We start from the raw sequence: 13471 nt of genomic DNA, 5'->3' as shown, positions 1-13471 counted from the left end.
CCCGCCGATGGTTGTGCGGGGTCCCGGGGTTCAGCGTCCCAGGCGGCCCCGGACCATGCCCACCAGGGTGTTCAGTTCCGCGATCCGCATGCGCTTGGCCGCGACGAAGAAGACTCCGAGGAGCACGGCCCCGCCGACGAGCAGGGCGACGAGCGAGCCGAACGCGCCCTCCCCCAGGAGCTTCAGCAGACCGAAGCCGACCACGCCGGCGGCGATCGCGGCGGGCACGGAGGCCATGCAGAGCCGGGCGTAGGTCCGCAGCACGTGGGTGCCGTCCAGGTCGCCGCCCAGGCGGTTGCGGAGGCGGCGCCAGGCGATGCCGACACCGACGGCGTAGGCGATCCCGTAGGAGGCGGCCATGCCCACCACGGCCCACTGGGCGGGCAGGACGACGTAGCAGACCGCCGATGCCGCGGCGTTGACGGCGGCGACGATGACGGTGTTGTAGAAGGGCGTCCGGGTGTCCTCGTAGGCGTAGAAGCCGCGGAGCACGACGTACTGGACGGAGTAGGGGATCAGGCCGAGACCGAAGGCCATCAGGATGAAGCCCATGCCCTGGGCGGCCTCGACGCCGCTGGAGGCGTAGAGCAGGGTGCACATCGGGACGCCGAGCGCGAGGAAGGCGAAGGAGACCGGGACGATCGCGACGGCCGAGTTGCGCAGGCCCTGCGAGATGTCGTCGCGGACGGCGCCCGGGTCGCCGTCGTGGGCGGCGCGGGAGATCCGCGGCAGCAGCGCGGCCATGACGGAGACCGTGATGATGGCCTGGGGCATGCCCCAGATCAGCTGGGCGTTGGAGTAGGCGAGGAAGCCGGCGCCGTTCTTCCCGGACTCCTCACCGGCGGCGGTGGCGAGCTGCGTGACGACCAGGACGCCCGCCTGATTGGCGAGGACGAAGAGCACGGTCCACTTGGCGAGCTTGACCGTCTTGCCGAGCCCGTGGCCCTTCCAGTCGAAGCGGGGACGGAAGCGGAAGCCCGTCTCGCGCAGGTACGGGATCATCGCCAGGGCCTGGACGACGAGACCGAGCAGGGTGCCGATGCCGAGCAGGCGGATGCCCTCGTCCGGAATGGTCTGCACGCCCATGTGGGACTCGGCGGAGGTGCCGTAGACCCAGATGAACAGGCCGAAGGTGACGATCATGACGATGTTGTTGAGGACCGGGGTCCACATCATGGCGCCGAACTTGCCGCGGGCGTTGAGGATCTGCCCCATCACCACGTGCACGCCCATGAAGAAGATCGTGGGCAGGCAGTAACGGGCAAAGGTCACGGCCACGCTGTTGGCCGCCGCGTCGTCGGCGATGGTGTTCGACATCAGCCGGATCAGCAGGGGGGCGGCGAAGACCGCCAGGGCGACGATCAGGCCGAGCGCCACCATGACCAGGGTGAGCAGACGGTTGGCGTATGCCTCGCCGCCGTCCTCGTCGTTCTTCATCGAGCGGACGAGCTGCGGGACGAAGACCGAGTTGAGCCCGCCGCCGACGGTGAGGATGTAGATCATCGTCGGCAGGGTGTAGGCGATGGTGAAGGTGTCGCCGAGCAGGGCCGCGCCGAGCGCACCGGTGATCACCAGGCTGCGGACGAAGCCGGTCAGCCGGGAGACCAGGGTGCCGGCCGCCATCACCGCGCTCGACTTGAGGAGTCCGGAGGCCCGGCCGCTCTTCCTGGGCGCGGGCAGAGGCTCCGGCTCCGGGGCGGGCGGAGGTACCTGGCCGGAGAGCTGCTGGTCCCGGTAGAGGTGCGCGAAGGCGTCCGGGGCGGGTGCCTCCTCGCTCGCCCGGGTCACCAGGTCGTCGACGCCGGTGAACTGGACCGTGCGCGCGTCGTCGCCGTAGGGCAGGTGCCGCGAGGGGCCGTCGGGTTCCGGGGCCGGCGTCTGGGCCCACACCCGGGGGTCGGGGGCGTACGGGGACGCGGACGGCTGCTGGTAGAGCGCGTGCGGGTCCTGGTAGGTGCCGGGCGGCGGTGGCGGGTGTGCGGCCCGGTCGTAGAGCGCCTCGGACACCGGGTCCTGCGCGGAGAGGTCCTGCGCCCGGTACGGATCGTGCGCGAAGGCGTCCTGGAGGTAGGGGTCCTGGGCGTACGGGTTCTGCGCGTAGGCGTCCTGCGCGGAGAGGTCCTGCTGGGGCGGGTACGGCGCGGGGGTGCCCTGCGGGGCGGGAACGCCCTGCTGCGCGGGTGGCACCGGCGGGTGGCCGGAACCGGAAGGCGTCGCGGGTGTCCCACCGGACGGCACGGCGCCGCCCGGGCCCTGGCCGCGGTCACCGTCGTACGGCGCGTTCATGGTTACCCCACCTCATCGTCCCCGGCCGACCGGCCACGACATCGCTCAACGGTCCACTTTCTCACCCGTGGCCGACGGGTCGCCGCTTTCGGGCCCGGTGTCCGGTGTCGGGTCACTCGCCTGCTCGGCTCCGTCCACGCCGGAATCCTCCGATTCGGGGCTCGGCGCGGCGCCGGGTCCGGCGTCCCGGGCGGCGCCCGGGCCCGCGTCCGGCGCGGCCCGCCCGGCCTCTCCGGCCGGGCCGGTCTCCTCGGTGTTCCCGGCGTTCTCTGTGTTCTCGGTGCTTTCGGCTTCCTCGGCCTCGGCGTTCCGGGCGGCCACGCGTTTGCGCTGGCTGTACATCCGCACACCGGCGAGGACGAGGAGGAGGACGCCGCCGGCGATCACGAGCATCACGGTCGGTGTGATTTCGGAGACCTTCACGGTGAACCTCATGGGCTGCCCGTACGGAGTGCCGTCCTCGGTGTAGAGCTGGGCCGTCATCGGCACCTGCCCGTTGACGTTGGCCGTGGCGGTGAACTTCACCGACTGGCTGTGCCCGGCGCCGACCCTCACGGGGAGGTCGGCGACCCTCTCGCCGTCGAGCTTCAGCCGGTTCTTGTTGCTGGAGGAGAGGCGCAGCACGAGGTGGTCCACCCCCTGCAACAGCTTGTTCTGGACGGTCACCGGGATCGTCGCACTGCGCCCGGAGAGCGTCAGGTCCGACTTGTCGACCAGCTGGACGCCCTTGGTGAGGCCCTGCAGGTCTTCCAGGACGTCGGCCCGGTAGATCGCGGCCGCCCTGGTCCGGCCGCGCCAGGAGATCGACATCTCGCGGTTGATCGCGTTGCCGAACGGCGTCACGACCCGGTCCGGAGAGGTCAGGATGACCTTGAAGTCGTTCAGCGCGTCCCGGGTGGACTTCATGTCGCCGAAGGCCAGGACCGGCAGCTCACGATCGCGCAGCTCCTTCGGGTACCGGGAACCGGCGGGCACCGTGCTGGAGGCGTTCGGGTCCGGCTTGGCCGAGGCGGCCGCGAGGAGGTCGGACGGCTGGGTCCAGCGCCGCCCGGAGAGGCCGCGCAGGGCCACCGCCATGGTCTGTGCCTGGGCGACGGACGGCATCCGCTGGGGAGCGACGACGACGCTGCGCTGGTTCTCCGGCTGCTCCAGCGTGACCGCGAGGGTCTGGGAGAGGAACTTCTGGACCGCGAGCGTGGAGTCCTCCGCGCGGACCATGTCCCCGTCGAAGGCGGTGGACAGGAGCGCGTCGCTCACGACGGCCGTGGTGCTGCCGTTGCCGAGGGGGCGTGCCGCCGTGGGCGTGTAGGGAAGCTCGTCGCGGACGCTGTCGCTGCGGGCGATCACCTTGTCGGCACCGGCCGAGGTCGCGACCGCCACGATGGCGGGGTCGACGGCGCCCTCGACGGGCCAGGAGAAGTCGGTGGAGGGCTGGACGTGCAGGATGGTCTCGACCGTCATCCCGGCGACGGCGGTGGCCGACTGGAGGTGTCCCAGGGAGCCGGGGACGTCCTTGCCGCGGTGGGCGAGGGAGGCGAGGTCGGGATCGGCGAAGGGGAGGGCGACGACCTTGTGCCCCTGGACCGCCTTCTCCAACGCGTCCAGCCAGCGCTCGGCGAGGGCCTGGTGGGTGCCGGGGACGTGGAGGGTGCCGTCCTTGACGCGGTAGCCGTTCGCCATGGCGTCGACGGTCGCCAGCAGGTCCGGGTCGATCACCCAGGTGACGGGCAGGTCCTTGCCCAGCGAGACCATCTGGTCCAGCCGCCCGCCCGGCTTCAGCTCGGCCGCCAGGGCGTCGTCCTCGAAGACCGGCGTCTGCTGGTCGTCCGTCGCGGTCTCCGCCGAGACGTGGGACGAGGCGATCAGCGGCCAGAGGTAGGTGAACTGGGTCTTCTTCTCCGTGGCCTCGGGCTGGTACGGCAGGAAGGTCCGCTCGATGCCGAGCACCCGGTCGTAGCGCCGGTCCGGGGTCTGGCCCATGAGGGAGACCCCCAGCTGGTAGACGCCCGCCTCGCGGAGACCGAGGGCGGAGACCGGGACGGAGAGGGAGAACTCCGTGCCGAGGCCGGCGCCCAGCCGGGGAATCCTGACGGCGGGAGCGTCCTCCAGTGGAGGGGGGTCGATCTCGCGACGGTAACCGGTGCGCCCCGCCGCCTGCTCGATCTCGCTGCGGCTGGTCATCTTCGGTCCGACGCGCAGGTTCACGGTCGCGCCGGTGATGGTCTGCTTGCCGCGGTTGGTCACCGTGCCGGTGACGGTGACGGTGTCGCCCTCGACGGGCGCACTCGGGGACAGGGTGTCGAGGGATACCTCGACGGTCTTCGAGCCGGTGGCGTCGTCGGCGGCGGCCGCCGGGGAGACGGCGGCCGGAGCCTGGAGCAGTACGGCGAGGAGGGGCGCCCCGAGAGCCGCGGTCAGCGTGCGCCGCAGCCATCGGCGGACGGGTGAGGGACCGGTTCCCCGGATGTCTGCCGCCTCGGCCACGCCTTCGCCCGTCCTCGTCGTCGTCCGGGGGGCCGGTGGCTCCCGGTTGCTGTGTCCAGGCATGGTAACGAGGCACGCCGGGGGCAAGTGCCGGGGTCCGCTCCGGGTGATCCTCCCGGGCCGCCGACGGGACCGGTCCGCCGGTCCCGCTCCGGGAAACGAGGACGGCGGGACGGGTCCGGGCACGTACCCTTTTCTGTTGTGCCGAACGCCAACGAAGACACCCCGACTGCACTGAGCCAGGTGCAACGCCGCGCGGTCAGTGAACTGCTGCGCGTGTCCCCCGCCGCCGACGACCTCGCCCGCCGTTTCCAGGAGGCCGGGTTCGGCCTCGCACTGGTCGGCGGCTCGGTGCGGGACGCCCTGCTGGGCCGGCTCGGCAACGACCTGGACTTCACCACCGACGCCCGCCCCGAGGACGTACTGAAGATCGTCCGCCCCTGGGCCGACGCCGTGTGGGAGGTCGGCATCGCCTTCGGCACGGTCGGTTGCCAGAAGGACGCCCGCGTCGGGGACGCGGTTCAGCGCTTCCAGATCGAGATCACCACCTACCGTTCGGAGGCGTACGACCGGACCTCGCGCAAGCCGGAGGTCTCCTACGGCGATTCGATCGACGAGGACCTCGTCCGGCGCGACTTCACCGTCAACGCCATGGCCGTGGCCCTCCCCGAGAAGGAGTTCGTCGACCCGTACGGGGGCCTGGAGGACCTGGCCGCCCGGGTCCTGCGCACGCCGGGAACGCCGGAGGAGTCCTTCTCCGACGATCCGCTGCGCATGATGCGGGCCGCGAGGTTCGCCGCCCAGCTGGACTTCGAGGTCGCCCCCGAGGTCGTCACGGCCATGAAGGAGATGTCCGGCCGGATCGAGATCGTCTCCGCCGAGCGGATTCGCGAGGAGCTCAACAAGCTGCTGCTCTCGGCCCACCCGCGCAAGGGCCTCGGCCTCCTCGTGGACACCGGTCTCGCCGACCACGTGCTGCCCGAACTGCCGGCCCTACGGCTGGAGAGCGACGAGCACCACCGGCACAAGGACGTCTACGAGCACTCGCTGACCGTGCTCGAGCAGGCCATCGACCTGGAGGAGGACGGCCCCGACCTGGTGCTGCGCATCGCGGCCCTGCTCCACGACATCGGGAAGCCGCGTACCCGGCGCTTCGAGAAGGACGGCCGGGTCTCCTTCCATCACCACGAAGTCGTGGGCGCGAAGATGGTGAAGAAGCGCATGACCGCGCTCAAGTACTCCAACGAGATGATCAGGGATGTCTCGCGCCTGGTGGAGCTGCACCTCCGCTTCCACGGTTACGGGACCGGTGAGTGGACCGACTCGGCCGTGCGGCGCTACGTCCGGGACGCCGGCCCGCTGCTCTCGCGGCTGCACAAGCTGACCCGCTCGGACTGCACCACCCGCAACAAGCGCAAGGCGACCGCCCTCTCCCGGGCCTACGACGGCCTGGAGGACCGCATCGCGCAGCTTCAGGAGCAGGAGGAGCTGGACGCGATCCGTCCCGACCTCGACGGCAACCAGATCCAGGAGATCCTGGGCATCGGCCCCGGCCCGGCGATCGGGCAGGCGTACAAGTTCCTGCTGGAACTCCGGCTGGAGAACGGCCCTCTGGAGCACGACCGGGCCGTTGCCGCCCTCAAGGAGTGGTGGGAAGCGCGAGGCTGAGGACGGCCGGTCCGGTGGGGGCCGCTGTTTCACGTGAAACCGCCCCCCCCGGACCGAGAGCGTTTCACGTGAAACGTCACCTCCGCACGCGTCCTCCGGGTGATGAGCCCGACGAGGGAGACGGCGAGGAGCCGGACGCCGAGGGTGAGACCCCCTCCGGCGATGGCTATGTCCTGATCGAGGATGAGCGCCCGCAGATGCAGGTCCGGGCGCGGGGCGTCCCGTACGCACCCGGCGGCCCCCGGCCCGGGCAGAAGCACCCTCTTCCCGGGAGGGAATCGGGAGATGATCAAGGATCGTAGGTCCTCGAACGGCCTCGGAGACCCACGCGAACCCACAGGGCCCCCACCGCGGAAGAATGCGGTGGGGGCCCTGTGGGTGTGCGCTCTTTCCCTGCCGTCCTGGCCTAAAGGGCCAGGTCGGCGCGGGTGAAGGTCAGCGCTCGACCTCGCCCTTGATGAACTTCTCGACGTTCGCGTACGCCTCGTCGTCGAAGTACTGCACCGGCGGGGACTTCATGAAGTAGCTCGAAGCCGAGAGGATGGGGCCGCCGATGCCGCGGTCCTTGGCGATCTTCGCGGCGCGCAGGGCGTCGATGATGACACCCGCCGAGTTCGGGGAGTCCCACACCTCGAGCTTGTACTCCAGGTTCAGCGGGACGTCACCGAAGGCGCGGCCCTCGAGGCGCACGTACGCCCACTTGCGGTCGTCCAGCCAGGCCACGTAGTCGGACGGGCCGATGTGGACGTTCTTCTCGCCCAGTTCGCGGTCGGGGATCTGGGAGGTGACGGCCTGGGTCTTGGAGATCTTCTTGGACTCCAGGCGGTCGCGCTCCAGCATGTTCTTGAAGTCCATGTTGCCGCCGACGTTGAGCTGCATGGTGCGCTCGAGACGGACACCGCGGTCCTCGAACAGCTTCGCCATCACACGGTGCGTGATGGTCGCGCCGACCTGCGACTTGATGTCGTCACCGACGATCGGGACGCCCGCCTCGGTGAACTTGTCGGCCCACTCCTTGGTGCCGGCGATGAAGACCGGAAGGGCGTTGACGAAGGCGACCTTGGCGTCGATGGCGCACTGGGCGTAGAACTTCGCCGCCTCCTCGGAACCGACGGGCAGGTAGCAGACGAGAACGTCGACCTGGCGGTCCTTGAGGACCTGGACGACGTCGACGGGCTCCTCGGCGGACTCCTCGATGGTCAGGCGGTAGTACTTGCCGAGCCCGTCGAGGGTGTGACCACGCTGGACCGTGACGCCCGTGTTCGGGACGTCGCAGATCTTGATGGTGTTGTTCTCGCTGGCGCCGATGGCGTCGGAGAGGTCGAGGCCGACCTTCTTCGCGTCGACGTCGAAGGCGGCGACGAACTCGACGTCACCGACGTGGTAGTCGCCGAACTGGACGTGCATCAGGCCGGGCACCTTGGCCGCCGGGTCGGCGTCCTTGTAGTACTCGACGCCCTGGACCAGCGAGGCGGCGCAGTTGCCCACGCCGACGATGGCTACGCGAACCGAACCCATTCCGGTTGCTCCCTGTGTGTTCGTGGAAGCCCTGCTGTGCGCAGGGTTTCACTTGGCGGTGTCGTCGGACGGATCCGGCCGGGTACTGCCCCCGTGCCGGGGCAGGCCGCCCGTTTCTGCGGAATCGTTGTCGTGCGGAGCCGCGGAGCCGGGACCGGATCGACGATCCCGTCCCGCCCGCTCGCTCTCGATGAGCTCGTTCAGCCAGCGCACTTCGCGCTCCACGGACTCCATGCCGTGGCGCTGCAGCTCGAGCGTGTAGTCGTCGAGGCGCTCACGGGTCCGGGCCAGGGAGGCGCGCATCTTCTCCAGGCGCTCCTCGAGACGGCTGCGGCGGCCTTCGAGCACCCGCATCCGCACCTCGCGCTCGGTCTGCCCGAAGAAGGCGAAGCGGGCGGCGAAGTGCTCGTCCTCCCAGGAATCCGGACCGGTGTGGGAGAGGAGCTCCTCGAAGCGCTCCTTACCTTCCGGCGTCAACCGGTAGACGATCTTGGCCCGGCGTCCCGCCAGCGTCGTGGCGAGGGCCTCCTCGGGGGCGCTGCCCGGTTCCTCGATCAACCAGCCGTTTGCGACCAGCGTCTTGAGGCAGGGGTACAGCGTCCCGTAGCTGAAGGCCCGGAAGACGCCCAGCGAGGTGTTGAGGCGCTTCCGCAGCTCGTACCCGTGCATGGGGGCCTCGCGCAGCAGTCCGAGGACGGCGAATTCGAGGATGCCGGAGCGCCTGCTCATCCGTCGCCTCCTCCGCTTCCGGGGCCCTTATGCCGCGCTGATGTATCGACTCGATACATCAGCACGATAGAGCGGCCACTCTGCGTCGACAAGCCGTACCGCCGTGACCGGCGTCACATCCTCAATTCACGCCGATCGACTTGCCGGATTTGGGATGAAGTCCCTCTGAAGGTGGTTTTTGGCCGTGCGTAGTCTGTGCGGCATGCAGACCACCGGGAACCGAGCGACTCCCTGGGGCGTCAGTTCTCGGGGTGGCCGGCTGCGGCACGGTGGGACCTCCGATGGGTCCCGGCCGTGTGCATTTCGGGGGGACCGGAACTCAACTGCCGCTTCCAGGCGCACGCGCCTGCCCGAGGAGTAGTCGTTCGATGAGCGAGCATCGTCGCAAAATGCCGCCGCAGCAGCCGCCGACGGGCGGTCGCGCGGCGGCACGGCGCGCTGCCCAGCAGCCGGTGGGCCGCAGGTCGGCCCCGGCCCAGGAATTCGGGGCGGGGGCCCCCTCGGCCTCCTACGGGCCCCCTTCCTTCCCCGGGGAGGAGGAGCGTCCCTACGGCGGGCGCGCGGAGGCCCGCCGTGCCGCCCAGCGCGGCAGCCGCCGCAAGGGAGCCGGTCCCGGCGGCCCCGGTGGGTCCGGCGGAGGCAGGCGCGGTGGCGGGGGCGGGCGCGGTGGCGGCCCCGGGGGCGGCGCCGGCGGTCGCCCGCCGGGCAAGAAGCGGTTCATCGACTACCCGCGCCACAACAAGTACGGCTGGCGACGCTGGCTGCCCTCGTGGAAGCTCGTGACGGGCACCTTCCTGTTCTTCGTGGCGAGCCTGATGGGCGCGGCAGCCTTCGCGTACTCGAAGGTGGAGGTCCCCGACGAGGCGAAGACCTCGAAGTCGCAGAACAACATCTACTACTGGGCCGACGGCTCCCGCATGGTCGCGACGGGCAGCGGCGCCAACCGCCAGATCGTTCCCCTCGCGAAGATCCCCAAGTCCATGCAGGACGCGGTGGTCTCGGCGGAGAACAAGACCTTCTGGAAGGACTCCGGCGTCGACCCGATGGGCATCGGCCGCGCCGTGTGGAACATGGCCAGGGGCGGCGAGACCCAGGGCGGTTCGACGATCACCCAGCAGTACGTGAAGAACAACCTCCTCGACGACCAGTCGCAGACCCTGAGCCGGAAGGTGAAGGAACTCTTCATCGCCATCAAGGTCGGCAACAAGGTCGAGAAGGACAAGGTCATGGCCGGCTACCTGAACACCGCGTACTACGGGCGCGGTGCCTACGGCATCCAGGCCGCGGCCCGCGCCTACTTCAACAAGGACGCCGAGAAGCTCGACCCCAGCGAGTCGGCGCTGCTCGCCGCGGTGCTGAAGGGCGCGACGTACTACGACCCGGCCGGCTACCCCGAGATCGACTCCCAGGCCACGCCCGAGAAGAACACCGTGCGGGCCACCAAGCGGTGGCGGTGGATCCTCGACGAGATGAGGAACGACGGCCGCATCACGGCCGAGCAACGGGCGAAGTACACGGCCTTCCCCAAGCTCCAGAAGCCCGGTCAGGAAGCCAACCTGGGCGGCCAGATCGGTTATCTGGTCAGGACCGCCAAGGCGAACATCAAGACCCAGTTCGGCATCGGTGAGCAGGAGCTCGAACGCGGCGGGTACGAGATCCACACGACCTTCCAGAAGGACAAGGTCGCCGCGCTCGAGAAGTCCGTCAAGAAGATCCTGGACGAGCACATCGACCCCAAGAAGCGGCCCAAGACGGACACCAACGTCCAGTTCGGCGGTGCCTCGGTCGACACGGCCACGGGCAAGATCCTCGCCCTCTACGGCGGTGTCGACGCCACCAAGCACTTCACCAACAACGCCGACGCCACCGGCGCCATGGTCGGTTCGACGTTCAAGCCCTTCGTGCTCGCTTCCGCCCTGAAGGACGGTGTGCGGGACAAGGATCTGGGACCGGACCAGGACGCCTCCACCCGGAAGATCGTCGACCTGGACAAGAGCCTCTACTCCGGCAAGAACGGGCTGGTGATCCGGAGGTACGACGGCGAGATCTGGCACAACGAGAAGGGCGAGGAGTGGCGCCAGACCAATGACGAACAGGCGAACTACGGCAACATCTCGCTGCGCAGGGCCATGATCAAGTCTGCCAACTCGCCGTACGTGCAGCTCGGCATGGACGTCGGCATCGACCGGGTGCGCGACGCCGCCAAGCGCGCCGGTCTGCTGGACAGTTCGCTCGTCAAGGGCGAGGTCCCCTCGTTCTCCCTCGGCATCTCCAGCCCGAGCGCCATCCGCATGGCCGGTGCCTACGCGACCTTCGCCAACCAGGGCAAGCAGAACGACCCCTACTCCGTGGAGAGCGTGAAGAAGAACGGCGTCGTCGCGTACAAGCACGAGGCGAAGACCGAGACGGCGTTCAGCCCGGCCATCGCCGGCAACATCACCGACGTGCTGCGGGACGTCGTGGACGACGACGAGGGCACCGGCAGGAAGGCGCGGCTTCCCGGCCGCGCCGTGGCCGGCAAGACCGGTACGACCGACGAGAACCGGTCCGCCTGGTTCGTCGGGTACACCGCCCAGGTGTCGACGGCGATCGACATGTACCGCTACGACGACGACGACACGAAGAAGAACCGCGAGTTCGAGAAGATGTACGGCACGGGTGGCCAGGAAACGATCCACGGTTCGTCGTTCCCCTCGCAGATCTGGCGCGACTACATGAGCGAAGCCGTCGCCAAGGACCCGAAGGTGGACTTCCCCAAGCCGGAGAAGCTGGAAGGCGCCGTGCCGGTCTTCGGCGGCGGCGCGACGCCGACGCCGACGGCCACCCCGACGCCGACGGAGACGCCGACGCCCACGGACACGCCGACCACGAAGGCGCCGACGACGACCCCCCCGGCCACCCCGACGACGACCCCTCCGCCGAGCAGGACTCCGAAGCCGGGCAAGACGACCTGCAGCATCTGGGACCCGGACTGCTACCAGCCGGGCGATCCGGGCGGCAACACCGGACAGCCCACGGGCACGCCGACCGGCACCAGGGAACCGACACCGACCGACACCGCCACGGACGGCAACGGGGCCGGCGGCGGAGGCGGCTGGCCCGGTGGAGGCGGCGGCAAACCCGGCGACGGGGCCTGGACCCCCTAGGCGGGGCCGCTCCTCCGGGGCCGTCACGTCCGGTCCGTACCTTCCGTACGGGCCGGACGCGGCGGCCCTCGCCGTTTTCCCGGAGGCCGTACGGCAGGATGTCCCCCATGCCGAGCCTCCAGAAGACGAGCGCGCCGGGCCGCTCGCAGACGGTCGTCCCCACCCACCGGGACGAGGTGGCCGCCGCGGGCAGCGAACTGATCGGCGGCCCCTACGGCCGCCGGGCGCTGCCCGGCACCGGCCGTCCGACGCCCGTGCGGGTGGTCGCCCTCGTGGCCATCGGCATGTTCGCCCTGGGCATGGTGCAGAAGCTGCCCTGCTACAACTGGGCCTGGTTCCGGGGCGCGACCTCCCAGTACACCCACGCCTGCTACTCGGACATCCCGCACCTCTTCGTCGGACGGGGCTTCGCCGACGGCCTGGTGCCGTACTTCGACCGGCTGGGCGGCGACATACCGTTCCTGGAGTACCCGGTCCTGACCGGACTCCTCATGGAGGTCGCGGCCTGGCTGACGCCGGGCGGCGGTGACGAGACGCAGCGGGAACAGGCGTACTGGCTGGCCAACGCCGGTCTGCTGATGGTCTGCGCGGCCGTCCTCGCGGTCTGTGTGGCGCGGACGCACCGCCGCCGCCCCTGGGACGGCCTCCTGGTCGCGCTCTCGCCCTCGGTGGCACTCAGCGCCACGATCAACTGGGACCTGCTGGCCGTGGCCCTGGCCGCCGCCGCCGTCCTGATGTGGTCGCGGAGCCGGCCGGCGGCCTTCGGGGTCCTGCTGGGCCTGGCCACCGCGGCCAAGCTCTACCCGGTCCTGATCCTCTGTCCGCTGCTGCTGCTCTGCTGGCGCGCAGGGAAGTGGCGGGCGTACGGGACGGCGCTGCTCGGTTTCGCGGGGGCCTGGCTGGTCGTGAACCTGCCGGTGATGCTGCTCGCGCCGGAGGGCTGGAAGCAGTTCTACCTCTTCAGCATGCGCCGGAACGTCGACTTCGGTTCGGTCTGGCTGCTCATCGGCCAGCGCACGGGCGATCCCGTTCCGCCGGACCGGGCCAACCTGTACGCGACGCTGCTGATGGGCGTGGCGGTGGCCGGTCTCGCCCACCTCACGTTCACGGCGCCCCGCAGGCCCCGCTTCGTCCAGCTGGCCTTCCTGGTCGTCGCCGCGTTCGTCCTGACCAACAAGGTCTACTCGCCGCAGTACGTCCTGTGGCTCGTCCCGCTGGCCGCCCTCGCCCGGCCGCGCTGGCGGGACCTCCTGATCTGGCAGGCGTGCGAGATCGCGTACTTCCTGGGCACCTGGATGTACCTGGCGTTCACGGGCAGCGGCAACAAGCAGGGGCTGCCGGAGGACGGCTACCAGTTCGCGATCGTCCTGCACCTGCTCGGCACCCTGTACCTGTGCGTGATGGTGGTGCGCGACGTCCTGGCGCCCGAGAAGGACCCGGTCCGTCAGGACGGCTCGGACGATCCGTCCGGTGGCGTCCTGGAGGGTGCCCGGGACGTCTTCGTCGCGGGCGGCGCGGCCCGGCACGCCGGCCCGGCCCCCGTACAGGGGACACGGGTGGAGTGGGGCGTCCCCCGGGACCGGGACTCTCCGGAGTGAGGGGGTCCGGCCGGGCGCGTCGCCGCTCCGGCCGGACCGTGC

General features: G+C 70.3%; 7 protein-coding genes. 3 read left to right on the top strand and 4 right to left on the bottom strand.

Features of this window, described 5'->3' with window-relative positions; genetic code table 11:
• Positions 1-30 precede the first annotated feature (30 nt).
• The gene (murJ, locus tag ACZ6AQ_RS22805; RefSeq protein ID WP_468761786.1) at positions 31-2286 is read right to left on the bottom strand and encodes a murein biosynthesis integral membrane protein MurJ; all 2256 of its coding nucleotides are present in this window, start codon (positions 2284-2286) and stop codon (positions 31-33) included.
• Between the two features lie 45 nt (positions 2287-2331).
• On the bottom strand, positions 2332-4770 hold the full coding sequence (locus ACZ6AQ_RS22800) for a DUF6049 family protein (protein ID WP_468761784.1): 2439 nt from the start codon (positions 4768-4770) through the stop codon (positions 2332-2334).
• A gap of 201 nt (positions 4771-4971) precedes the next feature.
• On the opposite strand from ACZ6AQ_RS22800, the gene ACZ6AQ_RS22795 reads away from it, so the two are divergent.
• Complete coding sequence (locus tag ACZ6AQ_RS22795; protein ID WP_468761782.1) at positions 4972-6438, top strand: CCA tRNA nucleotidyltransferase; 1467 nt, start codon at positions 4972-4974, stop codon at positions 6436-6438.
• A 435-nt stretch (positions 6439-6873) separates the two neighbouring features.
• On the opposite strand, the gene ACZ6AQ_RS22790 is transcribed toward ACZ6AQ_RS22795, so the two are convergent.
• Together ACZ6AQ_RS22790 and ACZ6AQ_RS22785 are read right to left on the bottom strand one after the other, a co-directional pair.
• Entirely contained in the window at positions 6874-7956 is a 1083-nt protein-coding gene (locus ACZ6AQ_RS22790; protein WP_468761780.1) for an inositol-3-phosphate synthase, read from the bottom strand.
• Between the two features lie 48 nt (positions 7957-8004).
• Positions 8005-8685, bottom strand: a complete 681-nt coding sequence (locus ACZ6AQ_RS22785; RefSeq protein ID WP_468761778.1) for a PadR family transcriptional regulator — start codon at positions 8683-8685, stop codon at positions 8005-8007.
• Positions 8686-9053: 368 nt separating this feature from the next.
• Between ACZ6AQ_RS22785 and ACZ6AQ_RS22780 the strand changes: the two genes are divergently transcribed.
• Together ACZ6AQ_RS22780 and ACZ6AQ_RS22775 are read left to right on the top strand one after the other, a co-directional pair.
• On the top strand, positions 9054-11831 hold the full coding sequence (locus ACZ6AQ_RS22780; protein WP_468761776.1) for a transglycosylase domain-containing protein: 2778 nt from the start codon (positions 9054-9056) through the stop codon (positions 11829-11831).
• 107 nt (positions 11832-11938) lie between these two features.
• A complete protein-coding gene (locus ACZ6AQ_RS22775; RefSeq protein ID WP_468761774.1) occupies positions 11939-13429 on the top strand; it encodes a glycosyltransferase family 87 protein in 1491 nt (496 codons plus the stop codon).
• Positions 13430-13471 lie beyond the last annotated feature (42 nt).

Source organism: Streptomyces sp. NPDC041191, assembly GCF_055591945.1.
The sequence above is the reverse complement of the archived record's forward strand: the minus strand, read 5'-3'. Positions and strand labels throughout refer to the sequence as shown.

Bases quoted from the DNA above. Each gene is read 5' to 3' on its own strand.
- murJ (WP_468761786.1), bottom strand. From the start codon at position 2,286: ATGAACGCGCCGTACGACGGTGACCGCGGCCAGGGCCCGGGCGGCGCC.
- ACZ6AQ_RS22790 (WP_468761780.1), bottom strand. From the start codon at position 7,956: ATGGGTTCGGTTCGCGTAGCCATCGTCGGCGTGGGCAACTGCGCCGCC.
- ACZ6AQ_RS22785 (WP_468761778.1), bottom strand. From the start codon at position 8,685: ATGAGCAGGCGCTCCGGCATCCTCGAATTCGCCGTCCTCGGACTGCTG.
- ACZ6AQ_RS22780 (WP_468761776.1), top strand. From the start codon at position 9,054: ATGAGCGAGCATCGTCGCAAAATGCCGCCGCAGCAGCCGCCGACGGGC.
- ACZ6AQ_RS22775 (WP_468761774.1), top strand. From the start codon at position 11,939: ATGCCGAGCCTCCAGAAGACGAGCGCGCCGGGCCGCTCGCAGACGGTC.